The sequence below is a fragment of the Veillonella parvula genome (assembly GCF_036456085.1).
GTDB classification, from domain to species: Bacteria; Bacillota; Negativicutes; order Veillonellales; family Veillonellaceae; genus Veillonella; species Veillonella parvula_E.
Map to the genome: position 1 here is coordinate 1357063 of NZ_CP138632.1, position 25179 is coordinate 1382241.

Sequence of the window (25179 nt, forward strand, 5' to 3'; positions counted from 1 at the left end):
GAATTCTTCAGTACTACTTATTACTGAAGATTAGACTATAGCGTTCTTTTGAGTTTTATAAGACTAAAAAATTAGATTGGAATTTTTTGACCTAATAAAGTTTCTAACCCTTTGAAAACTTTAATAATATTAACATATCCTTCTTGAATAGCATTTGCGTTATATGGAGGTCTGTAATCATTTGCTTTTGTATTTATTACCATATTTCTAAAAATTTCTTGGTCTTGTATAGAGAAATCATTAAATGATGTATAAATAACTAATGTACTACCATAGGCTTTTCTCATATCATCTATTGTATCATCAGCATAACTTAACTTTTCACCGTATCCTTTTTGATTATAAAAACTATCATTGGGTAGTTTCTCTATATAACCTATAAACGGAATATTCAATATTTTTGTGAACCCTCCAGCCCCATAAACATATATAAAAGGAAAGTGTGTTTCATAAGAAAAGACATACCCTTCTACTCCTACTCTTTTCCAATTATCCCGTAATGCCATATTAAATTGATACGGCCATTCATATCGCCCTAAAGCCCAATTCATTGTACCGTCTAAATCAAAATTATAGAACCAACAAAAAGGAAATAAAATTAGAATAGTAATAAGAATCTTTTTTAATGTCCGCATTTCTAAATACAATACCCCTTTTATTTGGTAACCCTTAATCCTCTATGATCACATAAGCTGTATAGTCATTAGCACGGCCAATGCTATAATGAAAATAGCCTGTTTCGTATTTAACAGTTCATAGGTCTCGTTAAATGTATCATTCTTAAATGCCTGTATTAGTAATTCCTCTTGTTTACTGAGTTCCAAGTATAGATCTAAATGGCATCCAATTGCCACTAGTATTGCTATTTTGAGATATCTCTTATATATATCCGCTGTCATATCGTAGATTAGAGAGATATCAAATAGCATAAGCACAATAATACATATAAGGATTTTATAAATAAAGGATTTACTATACATTAATGTATACCTATAGTGAGTTTGTCTTTCAAACTAAGCTACTCCATCAAAGAATGTAATAACCGTAATTTCTCGTGGACAGTTGATACGAATTGGGAACCAGTGTCCTGTGCCGTTATTAACGTAGCATACGCTTTGTTCTTCTACATAGCGACCTTTTGTATATGGTGTGCCCGTTGGTACTAATGGCACGCCCATGAATACGATTTGACCTCCATGGGTATGTCCAGATAGAGTCAACGGAATCTTTCGTTCAATAGATTCTTCAAAGAATTCAGGGTGATGAGCTAATAGGATAACAAAGGCATAGTCTGGAATTCCAGACAAAGCTTTGTTAATCATGGCTTCCCTGTTATCCTTTTTACGATCGTTATCGTACGCAACGCCCGCAATATATACAGGTTGTTTGCCACCCATGATTTGAATATTACTATTCACGAGAATATTCATAGGTGTATTTCGTTTAAGTGCGTCAAGTACCTTATTTACATCGTGATGATACTCGTGATTTCCCAAGATAAAGTCAACCCCATCTGGGATTTGTTTTGCAAAGGTTGTCAGTCTTTCACAGACTTGCGGTAACCATGCAAGCTTATCAATGAGATCGCCAGTGATAACAACGCGATTAGGTTTTTGTAAAAGCGCTAGTTTCAGGATTTCATCAAAGTCATCTAAGTCGATACTCGGTCCTATATGAATATCACTAAGTTGAACAATTTTATAGTTTTTCAAACCAGGTGGTAGGTTCGTGTAGCCAAAGCTTTCATGAGTTACCACTACCTCTTGTTGACCCGCAAAGGCAGCATAGCTAGAGCCACCAATAGTAGCCAACGGCACTATAGTTGCAGCAGTTCTAAAGAAGGCGCGACGGCCTGTTCTATTTTCCTCTGGTGTTTTGCTCCAAATCTTATTGATTGTCCAATATAATAGACTAAGTATGATAAATACAGGAATCGCTAGGAATACACCAAAGAGGAATCCGTAGCTTTCAGTACGGAACATATTCATCAAAGGATAGTACATCGTACCATATAAATCCACTTGATTGAGTATATAGTATCGGATAGCCACGAACCACGCACCGATAATGATGATATAGCCCACCCAGGCTGGCCATTTCTTTTTAGGCTTCCACAAGTTGAGGAATAGAGCCCAAAATCCTACCAGACCTATTGCGAGGATGGCAGAAAAAATGATATTAAATAGAATTCTCATTCATTGCTCCTACAAATTACTTTGCGATTTCCGTCAGTTTACCATGAGGTCCCGCCCAAGCATAGTCGGAGAACTCATCGCGCTTGATGAGCATCCAGTCCTTTGGTAATTGCTGTTGGATATCTGCAATCGATATATTATTAGCGTCCCCTGTGTACGTTAAATCACCGCGGAATGCTTTCATAAACCATTTTCGGTGAGAGAAAACATGTGTTATTTCTTTCACAAGTACTGGTTGTAAGGATAGATCAAATCCAAGGGCCTGAACTAATTCCTCAAGGCCTCGTGCTCCATCCTCAAAGGCAGATACCATTTCCACAGATGGGAATTCCCACATGGATCGTAAAAGTCCACGGTTCGGCCGTTTATGCAATAAATAATAGCCTTTATACTGCAAGATCCCCACAAATAAAGGCACCTCTACTACCTTTGTTTTCTTGATGCGCACAGGTAGTTTATCTGTATCCTTATTTTGGTATGCTTCGCACATATTTACAATAGGACATTCGCCACAGCGGGGTGTCTTTGGAATACATACGGCAGACCCAAAGTCCATCAAGGCTTGGTTAAAGTCGCCAGGTCGATCGTGAGGTAAAGTCTCCTCTACGATAGCCGTAATAGCCTTTTTACCTTTAGTGCTCAAAATATCATCAAAGATGCGATACAACCGAGCATAGATGCGCAGTACATTGCCATCTACAGCCACCTCTGGTTCGTTGTACGCCATGGATAGCACAGCCCCTGCCGTATAAGAACCTACACCCTTCAAGGATTCCATGGTCTTACGGTCATGAGGCACGATACCGCCGTAATTTTCAACGACGTCCTTTACGCCAAGACGCAAGTTACGAGCACGACTATAATAACCAAGCCCTTGCCATGCGTGAACCACCTCATCTTCGGAGGCCTTTGCCAAATCCTCCAAGGTTGGAAATAGACGCATCCAGTTATCATAATAGGGTTTCATTGCCTCAATGCGGGTCTGCTGACTCATCACCTCGGATACCCAAATCTTATAAGGGTCCCCACAACCGCGCCACGGCAACTCCCGTTTATGTACATCATACCACGCCAATAGCTGTGGCACCCACTTTGGGTTCTTTTTATCAGTCATATTACCTCAATATATTATAAATTTAGGAGTCTAGTACCACTTTCACGGCTACATACTCCCTATTTTATACTCCAATACCCACCAGATAACGATTTTAACGTTAAATTGTAACAAATCGTACATTCATCATCCATTAATATACAGATCGATGCGCGCCAAGTGTTCGCTTTCAAGAACAGTATCAACAGTGGTCAAATCCATCTTATCCACCATATTATTATCTCGTCCAAACACGATAGGTCCTTTTAATTTCTTACCTTCTAACAACATCGGCAACCATCTGCGGTCACCATCCCACATATGTTCATAAGGAATTTGATTTGGTTCTAGCCAATGAGGCTCCATTTCGTCTGTTTCCTCTACATCGCCTGTGAAAGCACGCAAGAAATACACATAACTCACGTGCGTTAAGCTTTCATCAAAAGGAAATTGAAAATCAAAAGCCGCTACACATTCTAAGTCTTCGACACGTCCTTGAAGGCCAGATTCCTCATAGAGTTCGCGAATGGCACACTCTCGGAAGCTTTCACCATCATCAAGTTTACCACCGAAACCATTATATTTATTAGCCCCAAAACCACGCTTCTTACGCCCTAACAATATACGATTTTGTTCATCAATGGGAAATACGAGCGTCGTTGGTTTCATAGGGCCTCCTTAGTCACAAAAATAACACACTATTATTATACCATTATTTCATGTACGAATGCGCTAGTTGTGGTATGATTAAGAGTATAGAATTTCTTACAAGGAAGGAGGCACATGATGAACAAACCACTTAGATTTAATATCGAATTAGGACGGACAAAGCCCGTCAATATTCGCAATGAACAAGTGCGTTGTCCCTTCTGTGATCGTTCCAAATTAACGGATATTCTCGATACATCAGATCATATTATATGGCTCATGAACAAGTATCCTGTATTAGAAAAAACTTGGCCTACCGTCATTATCGAAACGGAAACTGACGAAGGCGAATTTTCTACCTTACCTACAGACGAAGCCGCCCATATTCTCCAATTTGGTCTCGATAAATGGCGCGAAACTCGTCAGCGTAAAGAGTTCAAATCCGTACTCTTCTTCAAGAATCATGGCTATATGTCCGGTGGCTCTATTCGTCATCCTCACAGCCAAATCATAGGCCTTGAGAATTACGATTACCACAAAGATATTACGGCCCAAAATATGGAGGGTTGGCTCTTGCACGAGGATCAAGATGTACGCATCACCTTGTCTACCCATCCGATTATCGGGTTCTTTGAGTACAATATTCGCTTTAAACCAGATACACCGGTTCGTGCTGTAGCCCTTCGACTACAGCAAATTTTGCGCTATGTATTGCATAGTGTAGCAAACTTTAGCCAGTCCTATAATTACTTTGTATATAATCTTGAGGACGGCTATGATTACATCAAAGTAGTGGCGCGCTATGTAACGACGCCCCTCTATGTAGGATACAAAATACCACAAACTTGCGATGAGGGACGAGCCGCCAAAATCAAGCACGATATTACACCTTATTTTCAAGCTACTAAATAGCACTAACTATATACTGTACATAATTTGATAGATAATTTGATATATGGTTTTAACCATACATATTTGAAAGGATTTTTATGAAAGTATTTGCCATCGGCGACCTCCATCTATCTGGCAATCCCCCCACAAAGCCGATGGATATTTTTGGTCCTCACTGGAATGATCACTGGGCCCGCATCAAAGAGCATTGGAATGCCAATGTAAGCGATGAAGACATCGTCTTTCTCGTAGGAGACATGAGCTGGGCCCTCCGCCTCGAGGAAGCGGCCTGCGATTTACAAGAAATTGCATCTTTACCTGGTAAAAAATATATGATTCGCGGCAACCATGATTATTGGTGGGCATCGGCAAACAAGATGCATAATCTCATGGGCGACGCTATTACCTTTATACAAGGTCACGGCACCGCAGAACTCATCCAAACCGAAGAAGGTCCGCGTCTTATTGCATTCGGAGGAACGCGTGCCTACCTCTGTCCTGGAGACTCCCACTTCTCCCCAGAAACGGACCAATCCATTTACGATAGAGAAGTGATGCGTACTGAAGCGGCACTTCAAGAAATAGATAAGGCTATACATAATATGCTTGAAGAACTTAAGGAGGAAACAAAGGTCACAGATGTGACCTGTTCTAAAAAGGCCTATTCATCAACATCTGATTCAATTACAACATCTAATTTAATTATAGATATAGAGAATATTCCAGTAACCAAATTATTGTTGCTACACTACCCTCCATTCAACGAGTCCAACGCCCCTTCGGGATTTACGGACCTCATGAAGCAATATAAGGTAGATATCTGCATTTTTGGCCACTTACACGATCAAATTTCCTTTAACCGGATTCCAAAGGAATTTGGTACGACAAAACTAGAGTTAGTATCTGCAGACTATCTAGACTTCATGCTAAAGCAAATTATTTAAGGAGAGACCATGAGTCGCATTCACAAAGAACATTTACAAGCCGGCTATATCTTTGGTGACGCCGTCAACCAAGAATATATATACTTGCCTTCTGGTGAGGTAGGCACGGATCATCCGTTAGCTGTCCTAGAAACACCAACGAAGCGCGAAGATATTACATTGGACGAAGCCGTCCATATGATTGATACCCTAACGCTAAAACGTTGTAGCCACCCTACACTAGGTAAAAAATCATTTTAATAACGCAATTAATAATGCAATTAATTGAACAAAGGAGGCTGTTTATCACAGCCTCCTTTGTTTTTTCTTTAGTTTATACAAGAACTATTTTGTTGTCTTCCTTTTAGTTTAAAAGGTTAATTCATGACAAGTAATTACTTCGCATTACGCTCGATATGACTACCATAAACGTCTCTGTAATCATTAGTTTGCTTATTGTCTTTATTGTTGACACGAAGTCGTTCTACCTTATGACGATCATTATCTTTACCAGAGATTCGATCTACACGAGTACGATCCAAATCACGAAGACGAGCCAATTCAGGATTAAATTCGTTAATCGCACGCCCCATTTTGCCATCAATTGGAGCACCCAATTGTAAAGCACGATAAATGATTGCAGCATACTCATAACGAGTCATCGCACGATCGCCTTTAAATTCGCCATCAGGATAACCTTCAACAAGACCTTTATCAGCCAAGTCTTTCACATATTCATAAGCCCAATGATTAGCCGGTACATCAGGGAAGTTCACATCTTTCTTGTCATACTGAGGTGCCATTCCCATGGATACCTTCATTTGTTGAATCTCTACATTTTGGGCTTTTACAATGGCCTTTAAGTCTTGAACCTCTTTAGCCAAAGCTACTCTAGAAGTAGATACACCATTTTTTTGACCTAATTTCAATGAAACGCCGGCATTGACCATGTTTTCACCGTTACCCATGGATCCAGCTACGCTGAACATAGTGTCTTCATTTGGTCTGTAGAAAGCACCTAATGCCATCGCATTTTCACCGGCATAGTTACCGTAACCAGCCGCAAAATTCCATTTATCATCAGGATCAAAATCCAATGGATGAATAGCCGCTAATGCAGCCGCACCAGCACCAACTTTTCCTATTTTGCTATTTAATAGGTTCACACCATTACTAATACCGCTAGTAGCTTGATACAATTGGCTACCGTTAACGGCATCTTTAGATGTAGCGGATACTTCACCATCGGCTACATTAGTGATTTTATTGCCACCATTATTTAGACCTTTATTGTCCAAAGAAACATTACCAAATTTAACTTTATCTACAGATACTTTGTAATCAGTACCACCAGCAGCATTTGTGCTTGTAGTTACAGTTACATTATTACCTGCAGAAATGCTAGTATGTTTTTTAGCTTCTTTTAATGCTTCTGTGGCTAAAGTCTTATTATATTCAATACGACGTTCATGACTTTCGATACGCTCACTATGATTTTCAATTCGAGCATCATGATTATCAACACGATTATCTAAATAATCTAAACGCTTATCTTGATTGTCAATACGTTTTTCTTGATTATTCATACGTTCAGTTTGATTTTTTAATTGAATGTCATGATTTTGAATTTGATCTTCATGACGAAGTAAATCAGCATCTTGACGAAGATTTTCTTTAGTTAAACGAGTAATTTGATTATCATGATTTACAATTAATTTATTATGTTTTTCTAATTCTTGACTATGTCCATTTAAAATATCTTCATGTTTTTGTAAGACATCTGTATGATCTTTTAATTTTCGTTCATTGTCGGCAATTTTTTCTTTATTTTTATCGATTTCATTAATATTATTTTGAATTAATGTATTGTGATTATTAAGAATTCCGCCCACTGTATTTGCTACTGCATATAATTGACTACCATTTATAGCATCCGTGCTATCAGAAGATACTTTCCCAGATGCTACATTAATCACCTGACGTTCTTTACCAGATGCACCAACACTCGTAACGCCGTTACTAGCTGACCCTACCCCAGCAAAGCCGGAATAGTTAATACCATTTATATTAGCTTGTGTTTCTGTTGTGGCAGCTCTATCGGTAGATGCATTGCCTAAGAGAACACTATTTCCTTGTGTTGACGTCACATTACTGCCCAGTACATATGTATTTGCTTGCGCTACGTTATTTCTAACCCCAAAAGCGCCAGAATCAATGCCAGAGACAGAATTACTGCTACCAATTCCAACTCCACCACGTGCAGTAATCGTATTACCTGAACCTAGTGCAACAGCATTTGCAGCACCAGCATTAGCATTATTACCTACAGCAGTTGCACTCTCTTCAGCTTTTGCATTATATCCAACGGCTACTGAACGATTTCCCTTTGCTCTAGCATCATTACCATATGCTGAAGAGAAATTACCAGATGCCTCAGCATTAAAGCCAGTAGCGGTACTTGAAATACCACTAGCCTTTGTACTATTGCCAACCGCTGTAGAAGCTTCAGCAGATGCTTTAGCGGATGAACCAAAGGCATTTGAATTACGCCCTGAAGAAACTGATCCATGGCCTATTGCAGTAGCATTTTCACCTTCTGCTCGTGCACTCCGACCAATAGCATTAGTATTATTAGCAGTTGCCTGTGCACTTCGTCCGATAGCTAGTGAAGTCTCACCAGATGCGGTAGAAGACTGTCCTATAGCAGTTGAATATGAACCGGATACCGTATTTCTGAAACCTACTGCTAAACTATGGTCACTGGTAACCGTATTTTCATCACCAAAGTGACGTGAATACTCTGTCGGATTTCCTTGTGCTTCTACATGTAATACAGTTCCCGTACCTAACGCAAGTAGTATTGCCAATGATAATGCAACTTGTTTGCTTTTCATCGTTTACTATTCCTCCCTACATCTAAAATTATAAATACAACGGATAATATATTATCATTTATAATATATATTCAACAAAACTCAGCATAAAATATGTCCATTATTAAATAATGTATTATCATTATCCTTAACTATTATTGTACTTTAAATATTAAATGAAGTAAACGAATTTTTTAACAAAATAGATAAAATTATCAATTTTATCGATAAATAAAAATTCTATCAAATTCATCATACTATAAATTAATAGCATAATAACAATATAAGGAGATAAGATTTATCTTATCTCCTTATATTGGCTATATTAACTATATTCATTATACTAGCTATACTAATTATTCTAGTTATATTATTTGCTTTAGCTATATTACTTAAAATAGCTATATTGGTTATTCTAGCTAATCTTGTTATACTAGCCTATTAGCCCAAGAATCCTCCATGTCCCATACGGATACAATCTTCTTTGGTGATTTCATCATCTGCGATGAGGCGTGGCACAATTTCATCAAAAGCAGTCGGTTTACTGAACAATACGCCCCCTGGCACACCAAGGATTGGTGTGCCATCTGCACAGTAAGCAATGCAAACCATGGATCCTGGTAATACAGGTAATCCATAGGTAACAACGCGATCTGCATAGCGTTTAATCGCTCCTGGGGTGAGATCATCTGGGTCAACGCTCATACCACCGGTACAGAAAATAATATCTGCGCCTGCTGCTTTCACCTTGTCGATAGCCGCCACGATATCATCTGTATTATCCGTTACAATTTCGTGAGCTACCTTTATAACACCAAATTCAGCACAACGTTCTTCAATGATTGGTGTGAAAGCATCTTTAATACGACCTTCAAATACTTCAGAACCAGTCGTAACAATACCCATTGTTTTGCGCACGAACGGCTTTACATGTAACAAAGACTTACCATTAGCAATTTTCTTTGCATCTTCTACTTGTTGTTCTTCTAACAATAATGGAATACAGCGCATGCCTGCTAGTTTATCACCTGCTTTCACAGGTGTATTATTAAATTTTGTTACAATAGTCAACTCACCAATGCTATTGATAGCATGTAATCGGTCTACATCGACCTTGAAAAGGCCATCTACATCCGCAATGGCTTCAATTTTACCTTGTGCCATAGGGCCATCGTGCATGTTTTCACCGCCTGCCATATGGTATAAAGCACGAGCTACATCCTCTTCGTGTAAGAACCCCTCATCTTCTGGCTCCATTACAAATACATGTTCCTTGCCAAGATCCAAGAGTTTAGGAATATCCTCTTCTGTAATTACATGGCCACGGCGGAAGGGCGTGTCTTTCACCTCACCGATGACGATTCTTACGAGATCGTGTAATAATGTTTGCCCTACGGCATCTTGTGTTCTAATAGATTTCATAATATCTCCCAAGTCATTAATAACAAAATACGTTACTGTATAACATCAAAATGTATTTAATACTATTATTCGATGTTAATATGTTTACATAGTACAGAGTAGACGCACTACTAGCATACCAACCCAACAGAGGATTAAGCCCCCTACGACTTGTACTGCACCGTACCATAATGCTTGTACATAGGATTCAGCCATCATAAGCTGTAGCATTTCAAAGGCAAAGGTTGAAAAGGTGGTAAATGCACCTAGCCCACCTACAACGAGGAAGAATCTCGCCCATTGAGGTAGATCTGGTTTTTGCATATAAAGGCCTAAGACTAGACCGATAATGAGGCAACCAACGAGGTTTACTACTACCGTACCATACGGAAACGAGCTGACCTTTGTCATCACCCATTCACCGAGAGCCATACGGCATAAGGCCCCAGTGGCGCCACCGAGGGCAACGGCTATATATTTTTCCATATTGCCTCCTCTACTCAAGATAACATACTAGATGGTATGATCACATTACTATAGCATACATGTAATACTACTTTCACAATTCGTGTAATTATCTGTAATAGCCGATAATTATCTAGTTTTCTATATTAGTCAGATGCTAATAATCTCAGTATACTATATTTAGAGAGTAGGGAAAAGGAAGGAGTCCCTATGCACCCCTCGTCTACACCACTCACGGAATTGAGAGTCAACGCGTACGAAGACCCGTTTTTACAACATCAGTATGTTTGTTTAGGTCATAAAATCGCCATTATTCGCGTATCCCTAAATATGTCTCAACAAGAATTAGCTCGTCACATTGGTATCAGTCGTAGTTATTTAAGCAAATTAGAATGTGGTACAGGAATTTCAGGCATGTCTTTGGAAATTTTATTTAAAATTGCCCAAGCCTTTCAAATCAATGTAGGTCAACTCGTAAGACTGCGTGTTGTAGATTATAAAAACTGTAATGCGCACCTAACATCACACTATAAACGACTAGAGCTTCTGAACCACACCAAAAGAACGTCTCGAAACAAAACAAGAACGAACTAATCTGATAGACTAAAAGAACAGTTAATTAAATACAACAAATGATAACTAATTTATATCAAGATGCTCGAAATACTCTAAATGAAAATTGAATTAACTATTCAAAATAACAATCAAAAAAGCTCCGTCAATGGCGGAGCTTTTCATATGTCATTATGCCTATTACATCATCATCAGCATCAGCAGACATTACACTTCATTAAGTTTTTTATGTTGTACTTCTGCATTTGCTTTTTTAAAGATAAATGCATTGTTAATATGCTGACGCATAGCTGTTTCTGCAGCAACTTCGTCGTGACGTTCAATAGCGTCTACGATTTGATCATGTTCGTCATCACAGTCATGTGTACGTACAGCATTGAAAGAACTGATGTACATGTCGCGATTAACGCGTTCACGGAAACCTGCTAGATAATCTACAATGCGTTCATTGCCAGAGTAATGAGCAATCATTGTATGGAATCGGCTGTTTACATCAACACGTTCTGTGGCATCTTCAATTTCATGCATTTCTTTACAAAGAGTTCTTAGCTCTTGTACTTGCTCAGGTGTAGCATGACGAGCACATAATCTAGCACCAAGTCCTTCCATTACTTCACGAACTTGGTAAAGCGCTACGATTTCTTCTGGCGTGTCAGCTTTTACAGTAACACCTTTCCAAGGAACGATAACTACGAGATTATCTTTAGCCAATTTGCGGAATGCCTCACGCACAGGTGTAGCACTCACTTGTAATTGTTCTGCAATCTTTACTTCGTTAAGCTTCTCTTGAGGCATCAATTCGCCTGTTAAGATAGCTGTTTTTAATGTTAAATATACTTGTTCACTGAGAGGTAATCTTTCGATAGAATCCACTGCGGACAATTTGTATTTATCTTTTGAACTTTGTCTTCCCATTACTAGCCCCTAAACCTTACTAACCATTCGTGCTTTCAGACTTTCAAAGAACGGTTAAAATGAGTATAATATAGTATACAACATATCTTAGACAGTATGTTGTGCGAAATTAAGTGCATACATTACAATTATAGAACTCATCATTAAGACTGTCAATTTAACTATAGATAATAGCTATATCTCATTTTTGAAAGTAAGGAAGTATACTATGAGCCGTTGTTTGATTATCATCAACCCTGTCTCAGGAGGCGGTGCAGCGCGTCGTTACGCCCTCGATTTACAATGGAAATTGAGTACCTTGTTCGAAACGATTGAGGTCAAATTCACCAGAGGCGAAGACGATGCTACACGTTTCGCTAAGAACGCTTGTGAACGTGGGTTTGATGCCGTATTTTGCATGGGTGGTGACGGCACTGTTAACGAAACCGTTAATGGTATTGCCCAAGGTGGATTCTCCTGTACCTTTGGATTTATCCCCGTTGGTACAGTAAATGATATGTCTCGTGCGCTCGGCATTCACCAAAATCCAACACAAGCTATCAGGCGTATCGATATCAATGAAACTCGAACCATTGATATCGGCCGTTGTAATGATCGGTATTTCTGCAATAACATTGCAGCTGGCGTTATTCCTAAAGTTGTAGATGAGGTTACACCAAAGGAAAAAAGCATACTCGGCCCTCTCGCGTATTTCTTGAGAGCAGGCCAAGCATTGTTCACTACAAAGGACTACACGTACCGCATCAAAACAGAGGACGACGATTTCATTTGCAAATCTCCTCTCGTTTTAGCCCTACTTACCAATGTAGTCTCTAGCTTTGAGCGTTTTATGCCACAAGCCTCAGTAGATGATGGTTATATGCGTATCATTATCTTCAAGGAATATTTTATCCTCGATATTCTCAGCGTATTACCACTCATTATCAGTGGTGCCATCTATAATTCTCGTTATACAACGACATTAACGGTGAAAAAAGCTCATATCGAACTTCTATCTGACGTCGATGATTTATCGACCAATATGGATGGTGATGCGGGTCCGGATATGCCTGTGGATATTGAAGTATTGCCACGCGTACTCAAAGTATTTGCACCTGCAAAACACAAAAAGAAAAAAGCCTTAAATCTGCCTAAACTACCACATATATAACAAGTAATTGGTAACACAAAAGCTCTCTATCAACGGATAGAGAGCTTTTGTGTTTATTAATTTATAAGAATCTATGCGCATTAGTCCACAATAATTGCATCATGCAAGCGGAAGCTATAAATGTAACATGCTTTCACGGGCATTCCCGTCAATCGCTGCAAGGCCTCTTTATAGAGGTCCATTTGGATTTTATATCGTTTAATGAGTTCTTCTCCGGATGTAACGCGATCCGTTTTGTAATCTACGAGAACCCATTCGCCATCCTCTTCAAAGGCCGTATCAATAATACCTTGGAGGAACAAATTTTCCCCGTCCTCTAAGGTGTCGTATACGCGTTTTCCTTCAAAGAGCATGCTAAACGGCAACTCTCGTTCGATACGTTTTGCATTGATAAGGCGCTTACCAAGATCAGAGCTAAAAAATTTATACAAACTCGTATCGCTTAATAAATTCCGTTCTTCCTCTGTAAAAGTCCCATTCGCCACCAGTGCATCGAGTTCTTTCGTCAAAGAAGCTTGCGTATACGTCACAAGAGGTAGCCATTGCATAGCCTCATGCATCAAGGTCCCCCATTGAGCACCGGTTAATACATCATCTTCAGACTGTAATGCTTGTGGCTTTCGACCGAATACGGAGTTTGCTAGGTCATCTGCTAAAACTTCTACCGTTGCAATCGGTTCATTCAAAGTATCAATAGTTCCTGCTTCAAGTTCTCGTTCTTGGAATCGTCGTTTCAATTCACTAACGGAGATTTTTGCAGTCCGGCGAGTAGCATCATTGTACGGATAGCTATAGTTGAATCGGTCCACGATTTCCTGCGGTAATTCTACGGAATTAACAGCTTTCAACTCCCGTACCTTGTTAATCGTAGTCTCGTCGATATCCGCTTTGTAATCAAGATCACCATAAAGAGAGCCATCATGGATCTCAACCTTTAAACGACACTGTTTATCCGGTAAATCAAAATAAGTTGGCCCTTCGTACTCGATGGCTACGCGCAATGGGTTACCACCATCTAAATGACGAGCAAAGCCCATCATCATCCAATCTAGATAGGTATTAGCTTGTGTGATAATATCTGTCGGTAACTGTTGAGTTTCTACGGAAGCCGCATTTTTAATGAGCTCACCCATGGTGCTTAATACACCTTTAGAATTTTTAAAGCCTTTAATAAAGCCTGTCATGAATAGCTTATCTCGTGCCCGTGTCAAGGCAACATAAAGAATGCGCTGCTCCTCCGCCTTGAGGGCCGCCTCTTTTACGTCTTTCACATAGAACCAAGGCATGGTCGGGAAGGACACTCGAATATCCGGGAAATACCCTTTCAAACCAAGGCCAGCATTTTTATCGATAAGCAGCTCTGAACGCAAGTCCATCATGTTGAATCTTTTTTGTACACCTGATAGGAATACTACAGGAAACTCAAGGCCCTTACTCTTATGAATAGTCATGAGGCGCACCACATTGTCCGCCTCGCTCACCACATTGGCAAGAGGCATATCTTGGTTGCTGTCCCGCAAGCTTTCCACAAAGCGCAAGAACCTAAAGAGCCCACGGAAGCCAGAAGCTTCATAGCCCTTAGCTCTATCATATAAGGCAAGCACATTAGCGCGGCGCACGAGACCATTCGGCATAGCCCCTACATAGTTTACGTAATCTTGAGATTCGTAAATATCCCACAACAAATCGGTCACACCGTGACGACGCGATAAAGTGCGCCACCGCTCCATATGGCAAATGAAAGCTAATAAGCGCTCATCTTGAGCCTCTTCTGCATAGGTTGGCATGAGCGACCATAGGGAACCCTCACCAGACAGGCGCAATGCGCCTAGTTCGTTGACATCAAGACCTACAAGGCCGGAGTGCAATACGGCAGCCATCGGCAAATCTTGTTCAGGATTATCTATGATGGATAACAACGCCAATAAAAGTTGAATCTCTTGTGCTTCAAAGTAACCGTCTCGCTCATTTACAACCGCAGGAATCCCCGCTTGACGCATGGCTTCTACGGCACGCGTACCCCAGCCCGCTAAGGATCTGCGCAAAATAGCAAAGTCTCGCCACTCGATTTGACGGAATGTGCCATCTGGATTTTGCACCTGTTTCTTAGCAGCATGGATTTCCTTGATTTTTTGAATGATGAAATCTAGCTCACGCTCGTTGTTCTCAGGGTCATCCCCTTCATCTTCGTCACTTTCACTAGCACCAAGGGTATCCTTACTCACATCTAAGAGCTGCAATTCCACGTCACCACCGACCCAATCCTCTGGCGCATCCTCTACGATGCGGCCAGGAATGAGCGATTCAGCCTCTGTGTAATTGAGCTCTGCCGCGTCTTCCGTCATGATTTGGTAGAACAAGAAGTTCGTAGCAGCCAAAATATTTGCGTCAGATCGGAAGTTTTTCGCCAAGTCGATACGACGTTCTACCGCATCATTGCCGCCGTACGTATTATATTTCTCCATAAATAGAGAACTATCAGCCATACGAAAGCTATAAATAGCCTGCTTCACGTCCCCCACATAGAATCTATTATCAACGCGAGAGATCAAATTGATAATCGTCTCTTGCACGCCGTTCGTATCTTGGTATTCATCGACCATGATTTCTTTGAAAGTATCTTGCAATTCCTTTGCCACTTCAGATGGCTGAGGGTCATCCTCTGTGCCAGGTTCAACGAGAAGAGCCAAGCATAAATGCTCAAGATCGCTGAAATCCATGATGCCTTGCTCTTGCTTCATGTCTCTATAAGCTTTATGAAAAGCAATCGTCAGTTCTACAAGACCTTCTATGATTGGATATTGAGCCTTAAACTGCTCTTGCAAGGTAGCTTCCGGAACGGTGAATATAGCGTTTTGCATGGCTTTGAGGTCATCTTTATTTTGACCACCTAAAGATCTAAACTCTGCTACCAAAATAGGGTCATAAGCTTGTGCCTCTTTTGAACCCATACGGAATTGATCCTTAATAAAAGTATCCATATGCTTACAAGCATCGCCCATATCATTCCAAGATTGAGCCGCTGAAAGCATGCCTAGTGCAGCCAGTTGATTATCGTATATATTTTGCCATTTGTGAGGCCCTGTCGGATCGAGCAAGATTTGTTCCATCCGCTCTAAGCGCTCGCGAATGCGATTGATAACATCCATGTGATTCGACCACATATATTCACCCCACAACGTATCACTAGGGTTTATGGTCATCGCCTCTTTATAAGGCTCTAAGGCTTTTCGTAGCCATCCATCGGGATTGGCGAGGGACATGGCGTAGTTATACAGGGACATAATCTTCGCCGTTAAGCCTGCATCAGATTTATCATCGCTGAAGAAATCCGCTAGCTCATAGATATTATAAAGGCCCTCTTCATAGGATTTAGTTAATAAATCGGCTAATACCTCTTGTTGTAGCAATGCCATTTCTGCTTCATTGCCGATGCGCGCTGTCGGATTAATGTCGAGCTTATAGAAATAGGACCGGATTACCCATTGGCAAAAGGAATGCAATGTAGAAATATGAGCCGAGGGCAACAGATTGAGCTGTCGTTCAAGGCGCGCTTGTAGTGCAGCATCATCTGTAGATTCCATGGCTTTAGCCAAGGCAAGGCCAATACGAGCGCTCATCTCTTGGGCTGCGGCCTTTGTGAAAGTTACAACCATGAGTTCTTGAACAGATAAGGGATTATCCATGTCCTTAAGGCGCGTAATAATGCGTTCTACTAGGACCGCTGTCTTACCTGAACCGGCAGCGGCCGCAACAAGTAAGGTCTGATTATCTAAAGAGGAGTCCTTAGGCGCTATGATGGCAGACTCCTGCTCTGGCGTCCATTTAACACCCATGGTTTTCACCTCCTTTGCTACTATTATTTCCGTCGTTTAAGACCTCTTTCATCCGTTCTAATGCGTCATTCTCGGACAATTTAGACAAATAATTATATCGATTACGGCTAGAGTCAAAGCGACATACCGTTCTGTAGTCGCAGAATGTACAAGGTCTAAGGCCATTCAATTGATATGGCTTAATCGGGAACTGCCCTTCCCCAATGTGACGACCCGTCTCAGCCATCACGTGATTTGTATAGCGGCACATTATGTCAAATTCACCTGTAGACTTAACCTTCCGCAAATCTCTGCTAGAAATGGTTTGATCTTTTTTCGTAGCAATCGGCACATAAGGCCCTCGCTTAGATCCATAGGACAAGAACTTATTGTCAATATGCGTCAACAACTCTATATCATCGGAGAAGTACCCACTGTTTTGCCAAGCATCGCTTTCATTAGCCAACGAAACTGCATCTTCATAAGATATAGGCGCATCAGCAGGGATTTTAGGGTTCTTCACGTAAGAGTAAACCACCGCCGCAGGGGACATAGATCCGCCATGTGTTTTACCATAAGCGGACTCCAAAGCCAACAGATAGGTCATGAGTTGCAGTTTAAGTCCATAATACACATCTTGGGCCGTCACATGAGCACCACCCGACTTGTAATCGATAACCATGCCATAGGTTTGATCATCCCGTGTATATTCGTCGATGCGGTCAATTTGACCGATGAGTCGCAAGTAACGGTCTTCACCAAGAGGGACCCGAATAGGATCCCAGCCACCTTGACGACCAAAGTCTTGCTCTAAATACTTCGTATCAAAATCGCTGCGCTTAGACCACTCTACGAGGCGGTCTACCGTTACATGTAATGTTCTCTGAACACGTTGCTCGATGGCCTTTTGGTAGGCATCGCTCGTTTCCTCGCCTGCCTGATTCTCTTGTAAAATCTCATTGGCTACAGAGCGACATAGGTTGAGTTGCTCCTCTTCGTCGAGATCACGCCATTGTTTATTATTTTCTAATAGATAATTACCTAAACGCTCTAAATTAGCATGTAAGAACGTACCAATTTCGGGAGCACCAAAGGAACGCACACGGCGCGGTTCTAGCTTCAAACCATATTGAGCATAGAACTTGAACGGACATTGTTGGTATCTCTCTAAACGTGTCACAGAACCAGACATATAGCCTTTAGACAAAAACAGACCATTCACTAAATCCTGCGTTATGACAGGCACATCGTTGTTATCTCGAATGCCACGTGATACCTCCGCTAAACGCGGACGATAGGTTTCGCTTTCACGAGCCCAATTATAGAGGCCCCACCAAAGAGGATTGACCTCATAACCACTAAAGAGCGCCCCCCAACGCTCAGATAGCAATGACAGACTTTGGAGCGGGCGCCACATGTAATCTGCCTCTGTATCAGGTGCAATGGAGAGAGGAATATCTACTGCCTGATCTACGTACCCAAGAGATTCTAATCGCTTTACAACGAGGGATGGCTCAAGACCTGTTCCATCCTCACCAGAGCCCGCATAGGACAAGGTCAACGAATCGGATGCCCGTGTCATGGCGAGATATAATAGGAAATTCTCGTTGAAAGCCTTCGGCAAGGCCCCTTCTGCTAAGGTAATGCCTGCATCGGCCAATTCTTGACGCTCCTTATCCTTGATGAGGCCTTCATCTCCCATACTTTGAGGAAATACGCCTTGGTTGAGGCCCATTACGAACACCTTAGGCCACCACTGGCTGTAACCACGTTCGATAGTGGTAATCACCACATGGTCTAAAAACGGCGGAATCATAGAGTAGTTTACATCGCTAAGGCCTTCTTCGAGGAGGAGCATCATCTCATCCAGAGTCAATATTTCATCCTTCATGACCATAGAAATTTCGTCTATAAAGGAAAGAACCGCATTATACATCTGTTCATGACTAGCTTTGGATTCTTGATCACCTATAGTTTCTGCGTCCTTCGCCCATTCATAGAGCCGCTCTGGCACTTGTAAGATTTCTAATAAACCATAAAGTTGTGTACCCCACTCAGCCCCTGTATGACCCTCCGCATTAGCAGCAAAGTCAAACCATGGAGATAATATATCCATAATGGTTTCTCTTGCTTTGTTAACACGTGCTCTGCGTGGTGCATCTACGTGGCTTTCTTCATCTTGTCCCTCATGAAAGCCTCGTAAGTACGGCCAACTTTCACGTTCCCATTTATAATGATCGATGCCAAACTCGAGAACGTAGTTCTCTAACTCATCTACAGCCTCACGAGTAAGCGGCATCAAGTCCGTCTTGAGCAAGAGAAACATGCTGTCCCGACTATAGTTATGACGCACGATATCAAATAGAGCCGTCAATAGCTCGCCTAATGGATGGTTTTTCATAGGCCGCTGACGGTCAATAAAGTGCGGAATGTCGTAGCGAGCAAAAACCTTTTCTAAAGTATCACCGTAGGTTTCAGACTCGCGGAGCATGATACATACATCTCGGTAACGAGCCTCTTCAGCTGATTCTATATAGGCTAAAATACGACGAGCCACCGCATCGGCTTCGCGTTCCCTGTTATAGCCTCGAATAATCGGAATCGTTGCATCTGTAGAGTTTTTCTTACTAGGGCTAGCAAAGTAATTAGCCTCTAGCTCTTGAACGACTTGAGGGCCCCGTTTTCCCTCAAAGCCAACCCAGTCGATACTAGAATCATAACGCTCAACTAAGGTGTCGTAAATTTCTAAAGGACGGCTGAAGAGATGCTCCCCTCGACGAGCAAATTTTAACGCCTTTGGAGCCATCGGTAAATCAATAGTAATAACGGCTTCCTTCGCCAAGTCAAACAAAGTATAAATCAGCTCGTAGTGTGTGGGCGTAAACCAATGAAAACCATCGATAAAGACATGGCTATTCTCCATGAGAGGAGATTGTGGCAAAGCCTCTACAATTTCCATGATAGGATCGATGTCGCGCTCCCCATGACGACTGAGTTCCTCTTCATAGGCAGACATACAGATAGCTAGCTCGCGCAATTTCTTTTGTAATATATTATTTTTAACAGACTCTGCCCCTCGTTCTAGGTCAGCAGGGCCTACACGAAAGGCGCGGAATTCAGAAAAGAGCTGTTGCAATACGGAGGAAAACTCAGGCCGCTTTGTAGCCTGTTCTAACAGCCCTAGTTCCTTTTGCTTTCGTTTCATTACAAGGCGCAACAACATAGACCGGCCAAAGCTTGATAAACTTGATTGACCAGCCCCTTTTGAGCCTATCGATTGATATACCTGATAACCCAAACGCCCAAAGCCTACGACACGAACTGTAGTAAAACCTTTTTCAAGCATAAATTCAGCTAGCTCCCGTTCTACCCGATAGGTGGCAGGTTCAGGAACAAGCAAAATTATTGGTTCCCCTGGACAATCTGTCATGACCTGACGGATGCGCTCATATACGGCACGTGTCTTGCCTGATCCAGCCCGTCCATAATAGACGCTAATACTCATGAGACCTCCCTAGTGAAACTTTCACCATCTCAATTGATGTAATCCACAAATGTATATTGCTCATATCAGTTAACGCATTAGATATAGCACTACACAAATTAGTTGTAGCACTATACGAATTAGATATAGCATTAAACGAAGTTTTTCGATATAATAAATTACTATACTGATTATTATTATATAGTAATATGACATTCTATGGCTAATTGTACAATATTTGACTCATCTGATTATATTTATTTATAATTAAGATAATATTTTATATTTTATTTACAATTAGCATGAATTCCTATATAATACAAGTTAGTATCTGTGTTATTTGTAAAATCATGTATTTAGGAGTAAATTATTATGAACAAAAAACATTTAGCAACTGCTTTTGCAGTATTTGCAGCGACAACAATGTCTTTCTCTGCTTTTGCTGCAACTATCGATGCTAACGCACGCGCTTATGAACGTGCTTCAGCAGAGCAATATTCTTATCCTGCACCACAAGCGGCTACGCCAGCTTACCAAACTAGTTATGCCACAAGTGCACCGCGCCCTGGTTACAAACCATTGCCAGCAGTGCCTTATACAGCAGGCGATATGGCTCAACAAATGCCTGTATCTAAAGAATTAGGCGATCCAATCTTTGTGGCACCACAAACAACAGCTGTAGGTCTTCAAATCATGGATCCTATCCCTACTGAAGCCCAACCTGTATACCAAGAAACTGTAAACTCCGTAACAGCTAATGGCAACGGCAGTTCCTACGTTTCTCGCTACAAAGCTAACCAATTGAATGCGTTTGACTTATTGTTAAATGGCAAAACTTACACATATGACTTGCCTGCATACACTAATGGCTACCAAGTGAAAACTGCTAGCTCTTACAACCGTGCTGGCAACGGTGTTGCGAATGTATTCTCTACAAACGTAATCACTGAAGCAGTTGTAAATAACAACTCTTTGCGCATCACTGTAAACATGACTCAACCAACAGCTGTGGCAGCCGCTAAATTGCGTTCCATGCAACAATCTGGTCAAGTAGCAAGTGGTGAAGTAGCTGCATTGTTCGCTTACAATGAAAGCTATGATGGTGTAAAACAAGCCGCTCATTATGATATTTTCAACAACAACGGTCGTTACATCGTTGTTAAATCCGGTGCTGTAACTGTACCAAATGGTGCACAACACCCTTACGCAACTGCATTATTCGCAGTAACTGAAGACACTGTAGCAGCTGTAACCGTATCTGGCAACACTGCTGAAGCTTCTGATTTAGTAAAAGGCACTGCATACGCAATTGCACAATCTGCTAAGGTGTCCAATAACAAAGTATCTACTAAATCTAAAAAATAATTTGTTACGAATTTAATTTTATCTGGTGAAAGCCCCCAACTTTCGCTAGCACAAAAGACTATAAATCACTAACTCCCCCAATGAGACAACTCATTAGGGGAGTTTTTATATTTTTTATATTACAGTTGCATTATAGTCCCATTCCAGTTCTATTATAGCCCCGTTATAATCGCGTAAAGACCTCTAATGCCTTATACGCCATTAATCGATAACCACGCTCGTTGGGATGTACCTCTCCGGCAAAGACAATTTGTCCAATTTGATCTGCTTCAAACAAGGTAGTATAGAAATCTATAACTTTAATATTATGTGCCTCTGCGTAGGCTTTTAGGTGTTCATTAACCTCTCGTACAACCAGATCTAATCCGTCCATATCGCTATCAATTTGAGTTTCTAAACCGATGATTACCGTCCCTTTTGTACTAGCAAGCTCAATAGCTTTCACCAAAGCCTTGTACACATAGGTACTATCTCGACCTTGTAAAATATCGTTAGTGCCACACATCAAGAAAATATAACGTGTTGGATCGGATACAGCAGTAACCGCCCAATTTTCAATATTATATATCATCCCCTGTACGGAGCAGCCATCTTCACCATAATTTGTAAAATTAACACCCTCTATGGATGCATCACAGATTTCGACCCAACCCCGTCCATAAGGCACATCATAGCCACGCGTAATGCTATCGCCAAAACAGATGATTTCCATTTACATCCCTCCTGTACTATGACTCAATCATATAATAAAAGAACACCATACACAATATACATATTAATTACAAAAAGGACCCGTTTTGAACTGCCCTCCAATTAGATACAATTTTTAGAAAGGCAGTTCATTTACGGATCCTTTTATATTATTTAAGACGAATGAAGAACAATGCACATGCACCGATAATAGGCGCTATAGCGATAGACATCAAGGACATTTGGTAACTGCCCGTCATGACGAGGACATTGCCCAAGAGCAGTGGTGCCAAGAGAGCACCAATTTGGTTAAACAAATTTACAAAGCCTGCTGTTGTGCCGCGTAAATGAGGCGCTGCAGATTGAACTACAAGGGCATTGGTCAACGCACTATGCATAAAGGCACCTATACCGAGGATTGGACCTGTTACAAAGAGCATATTTGGATTTGCCGTACTTGCAAACAAGATTAAAGCTGGCGCAAATAAGAACATAACGAGCGCCGCTAAATGGTTCTTCTTAATTGGCAAAATATCAGATAAAATACCGATCGTTGGTTTTGCAATTAGCGCAGCCGTACCGAACACGCTCATGACTTGGCCTGCATAGATAGCCGTTACACCTAATTGTTTAACCATGTACAAGTTCGCCCATTGCGTTACGCCCCAAGTCGTACCTGTTGCGAAGAAGCCAGCAATGGCCAAGCAACGAATGTTACGGTTAGAAACGATGTGCTTCAAGTTTTCTACTAAAGACGTTTGGCCTACGCCAAGCTTAGCAGCCGCTGCAGAAGCCTCGGCTTCTCGTTGTGCGAGAATTTCTACACTAGGCTTACGCACCGTGAAGTAACATAACACGAGTACTACCAATGGCAAGATTGCTGTAGCAAGGAATGCAGTTTGCCAACCGTAATGTGTAGCCACATACGGTGCGTAAAGGTTTACCGTAGTAATACCAAAGGAAGTACAACTCATGAAGATACCTACGGCCGCACCGCGTTGGTTCGGACCGAAGTGATCGCCGATAGCACTCAAGCAAGAAGCTTGTACAGGGCCAGACATAACACCTAGCAAGAAGCGCAAGCCCCAAGCCATGTTATAGTCTGTAATGGTACTCATCAAAGCCGTTACAGCAGCCATACCAATCAAACTAAACAAGATAGTACGTCTATAACCGATTTTATCGGCTAAGATGCCACCTGGTAATACCGTTAACGCATACCCAAAGTAAAAGGCCGAAATGTGTTGAGCCCCCATCTTAGCTGTAAAATGCAACGCCTCATTGAGGATAGGCATAACAGATGCCCAAGACAAGCGCATAACAAAGCTCAACAAAAACGTGAGCCACACGCTAAGGAGAATTAAAATCTGAGTTCGTGAGAAACTAAGTCGATTCATACGAGCCCCTTTCTACAGAATAAAAACATATAAAGTAATCATACTATAAATAGAAATATTTTTTCAAATACAAAGCATGACGAGTAATACAAAAGAACCCTCTACCGATTAGATAAAGGGTTCTCTCTAGTATTATACAAGGAACGGGCTCCAATTGCCTTACCAAGTATATCAATAAATCAAAAGAAACGAGCAACAGGCAACAAATGGCCCAACCAATCTCTAAAGATTTATAGTATACAAATAGTATAGCATGGGTGCGAGATTAAAGATATATATAAAGCGCTCTAGGCATAACCTAAAGGGCTTTATACTACTTGCTTACATAAAAGTACGAGACCAATCATAGGTATATCTAGATTACAGTAAATCTATTATAGGTAATTCAAGAATATCTTTCGTTGTTAATTCTCCAATTTTCTTTTCGATAAAAGACAACTTCCTATTTTTCACTAATTTGTCATCATGGAACGCATATTCGTAGATTTTTCCATTTGTTTTATTATAGACATATCCATAATAATCATCCTGATCATTCTCATCTTCAACAAAATTCATGAAGAATATTTCATCATCTTGATTTAATCTCTCTATTACTGCACTGTATAAATTTGGCACCTCATTTACTACAAAACTTGTACATTCCAAAACACTTTCCAGTAAAATTCCAGATGTTAATTCTTTAGGCTCCATTGATTTAACTCCTATCTTTCTAAATAGGCTACTCAGGCTTGCATCCATTTATCTATATTTCTTAATATCCTGTAAGGTAATTATACTATTTCTTAAATCATCTAAAAATAACAATTGAATTTCATATTCACGTTTTAAATTTTCGTCCTCTATTTTGCCATCTTCGGAGTATGGGAAATTCGCTAAAGCATCTTTCCAGTTAATTACGTTTTCAGCACATGCAGCAAAGTAATAACTATCAGATGATTTTTGTTGTATACCTAGTAACATATTTCTAATCGAAGCTAATAATTCTATAGTTCCTTGTGTTTCTACCATATCATTTAATGGATCATCATCATCCCAATTTATATCTTCTATAGCTTTTTGAGAGATTCCAATATTTATTTGGGAGAAATCATACCAACCAGCTTTAATGATAGCATCACAGAGTTGGTAGTTCACATTTGAATGAGTTATTTTAGTCATATTTTCATTTATTTTTTTCTCAATGATCAGTGCATTACAGCACCAAGCCGCAAATTTACATTTCTTCTGTAGATCCATTTGATCTAAAAGAGATTGTACTTTTTCAATATGTAATTCTATATTCATAACTCATCCTTTCA

Annotated in this window: 20 protein-coding genes; 6 read left to right on the plus strand and 14 right to left on the minus strand. The window is 40.6% G+C overall.

The annotated features are described in order from the left end of the window. Positions 1-71 precede the first annotated feature (71 nt). The 4 genes from PK1910_RS06405 to PK1910_RS06420 form a co-directional block, all read right to left on the minus strand. Positions 72-635 (minus strand): hypothetical protein, encoded by a 564-nt coding sequence (locus PK1910_RS06405; RefSeq protein WP_058948387.1) that lies wholly within the window; start codon positions 633-635, stop codon positions 72-74. Between the two features lie 378 nt (positions 636-1013). Next, complete coding sequence (locus PK1910_RS06410; RefSeq protein WP_058948158.1) at positions 1014-2195, minus strand: metallophosphoesterase; 1182 nt, start codon at positions 2193-2195, stop codon at positions 1014-1016. A gap of 16 nt (positions 2196-2211) precedes the next feature. Beyond that, on the minus strand, positions 2212-3309 hold the full coding sequence (gene mutY, locus PK1910_RS06415) for an A/G-specific adenine glycosylase (protein ID WP_058948159.1): 1098 nt from the start codon (positions 3307-3309) through the stop codon (positions 2212-2214). Between the two features lie 126 nt (positions 3310-3435). Continuing rightward, positions 3436-3957 carry an 8-oxo-dGTP diphosphatase gene (locus PK1910_RS06420; RefSeq protein WP_058948160.1) on the minus strand — a complete coding sequence of 174 codons (522 nt, stop codon included), beginning with the start codon at positions 3955-3957 and terminating at the stop codon, positions 3436-3438. Between the two features lie 117 nt (positions 3958-4074). On the opposite strand from PK1910_RS06420, the gene PK1910_RS06425 reads away from it, so the two are divergent. The 3 genes from PK1910_RS06425 (at position 4075) to PK1910_RS06435 (ending at position 6011) form a co-directional block, all read left to right on the plus strand. Further along, positions 4075-4848, plus strand: coding sequence for a DUF4931 domain-containing protein (locus tag PK1910_RS06425; protein ID WP_058948161.1), 774 nt, complete (start codon positions 4075-4077; stop codon positions 4846-4848). A gap of 77 nt (positions 4849-4925) precedes the next feature. Further along, positions 4926-5771, plus strand: coding sequence for a metallophosphoesterase (locus tag PK1910_RS06430; RefSeq protein WP_058948162.1), 846 nt, complete (start codon positions 4926-4928; stop codon positions 5769-5771). Positions 5772-5780: 9 nt separating this feature from the next. Then, positions 5781-6011 carry a hypothetical protein gene (locus PK1910_RS06435; protein ID WP_058948163.1) on the plus strand — a complete coding sequence of 77 codons (231 nt, stop codon included), beginning with the start codon at positions 5781-5783 and terminating at the stop codon, positions 6009-6011. Positions 6012-6145: 134 nt separating this feature from the next. Here the strand turns inward: PK1910_RS06435 and PK1910_RS06440 are convergent, their stop codons facing one another. The 3 genes from PK1910_RS06440 to crcB form a co-directional block, all read right to left on the minus strand. Beyond that, on the minus strand, positions 6146-8644 hold the full coding sequence (locus tag PK1910_RS06440; RefSeq protein WP_058948164.1) for an S-layer homology domain-containing protein: 2499 nt from the start codon (positions 8642-8644) through the stop codon (positions 6146-6148). 420 nt (positions 8645-9064) lie between these two features. After that, complete coding sequence (locus tag PK1910_RS06445; protein ID WP_058948165.1) at positions 9065-10045, minus strand: molybdopterin-binding protein; 981 nt, start codon at positions 10043-10045, stop codon at positions 9065-9067. Positions 10046-10129: 84 nt separating this feature from the next. Next, a complete protein-coding gene (gene crcB / locus PK1910_RS06450; RefSeq protein ID WP_058948166.1) occupies positions 10130-10510 on the minus strand; it encodes a fluoride efflux transporter CrcB in 381 nt (126 codons plus the stop codon). A gap of 189 nt (positions 10511-10699) precedes the next feature. On the opposite strand from crcB, the gene PK1910_RS06455 reads away from it, so the two are divergent. Beyond that, positions 10700-11083 carry a helix-turn-helix domain-containing protein gene (locus PK1910_RS06455; RefSeq protein WP_058948167.1) on the plus strand — a complete coding sequence of 128 codons (384 nt, stop codon included), beginning with the start codon at positions 10700-10702 and terminating at the stop codon, positions 11081-11083. A 186-nt stretch (positions 11084-11269) separates the two neighbouring features. On the opposite strand, the gene PK1910_RS06460 is transcribed toward PK1910_RS06455, so the two are convergent. Next, on the minus strand, positions 11270-11977 hold the full coding sequence (locus PK1910_RS06460; protein ID WP_004694848.1) for a GntR family transcriptional regulator: 708 nt from the start codon (positions 11975-11977) through the stop codon (positions 11270-11272). A gap of 208 nt (positions 11978-12185) precedes the next feature. Here PK1910_RS06460 and PK1910_RS06465 point away from each other — a divergent pair, with 208 nt between their 5' ends. After that, complete coding sequence (locus PK1910_RS06465; RefSeq protein WP_058948168.1) at positions 12186-13127, plus strand: diacylglycerol/lipid kinase family protein; 942 nt, start codon at positions 12186-12188, stop codon at positions 13125-13127. An 80-nt stretch (positions 13128-13207) separates the two neighbouring features. Here the strand turns inward: PK1910_RS06465 and addA are convergent, their stop codons facing one another. Together addA and PK1910_RS06475 are read right to left on the minus strand one after the other, a co-directional pair. Beyond that, positions 13208-16963: a helicase-exonuclease AddAB subunit AddA gene (addA, locus tag PK1910_RS06470; protein ID WP_058948169.1), complete on the minus strand. Its 3756-nt coding sequence runs from the start codon at positions 16961-16963 to the stop codon at positions 13208-13210. Then, positions 16953-20447: a PD-(D/E)XK nuclease family protein gene (locus tag PK1910_RS06475; protein ID WP_058948170.1), complete on the minus strand. Its 3495-nt coding sequence runs from the start codon at positions 20445-20447 to the stop codon at positions 16953-16955. The genes addA and PK1910_RS06475 overlap by 11 nt, the downstream gene beginning before the upstream one ends. A 351-nt stretch (positions 20448-20798) precedes the next feature. On the opposite strand from PK1910_RS06475, the gene PK1910_RS06480 reads away from it, so the two are divergent. Beyond that, complete coding sequence (locus PK1910_RS06480) at positions 20799-21791, plus strand: hypothetical protein (RefSeq protein ID WP_004694840.1); 993 nt, start codon at positions 20799-20801, stop codon at positions 21789-21791. A gap of 163 nt (positions 21792-21954) precedes the next feature. Here the strand turns inward: PK1910_RS06480 and PK1910_RS06485 are convergent, their stop codons facing one another. The 4 genes from PK1910_RS06485 to PK1910_RS06500 all read right to left on the minus strand — a co-directional run bounded on the left by PK1910_RS06485 (position 21955) and on the right by PK1910_RS06500 (position 25165). After that, positions 21955-22503: an SGNH/GDSL hydrolase family protein gene (locus PK1910_RS06485; RefSeq protein ID WP_058948171.1), complete on the minus strand. Its 549-nt coding sequence runs from the start codon at positions 22501-22503 to the stop codon at positions 21955-21957. A gap of 148 nt (positions 22504-22651) precedes the next feature. Then, entirely contained in the window at positions 22652-23878 is a 1227-nt protein-coding gene (locus PK1910_RS06490) for an MFS transporter (protein ID WP_058948172.1), read from the minus strand. 360 nt (positions 23879-24238) lie between these two features. Beyond that, entirely contained in the window at positions 24239-24571 is a 333-nt protein-coding gene (locus PK1910_RS06495) for a hypothetical protein (RefSeq protein WP_042986510.1), read from the minus strand. Between the two features lie 48 nt (positions 24572-24619). Continuing rightward, positions 24620-25165 (minus strand): hypothetical protein, encoded by a 546-nt coding sequence (locus PK1910_RS06500; RefSeq protein ID WP_058948173.1) that lies wholly within the window; start codon positions 25163-25165, stop codon positions 24620-24622. Positions 25166-25179 lie beyond the last annotated feature (14 nt).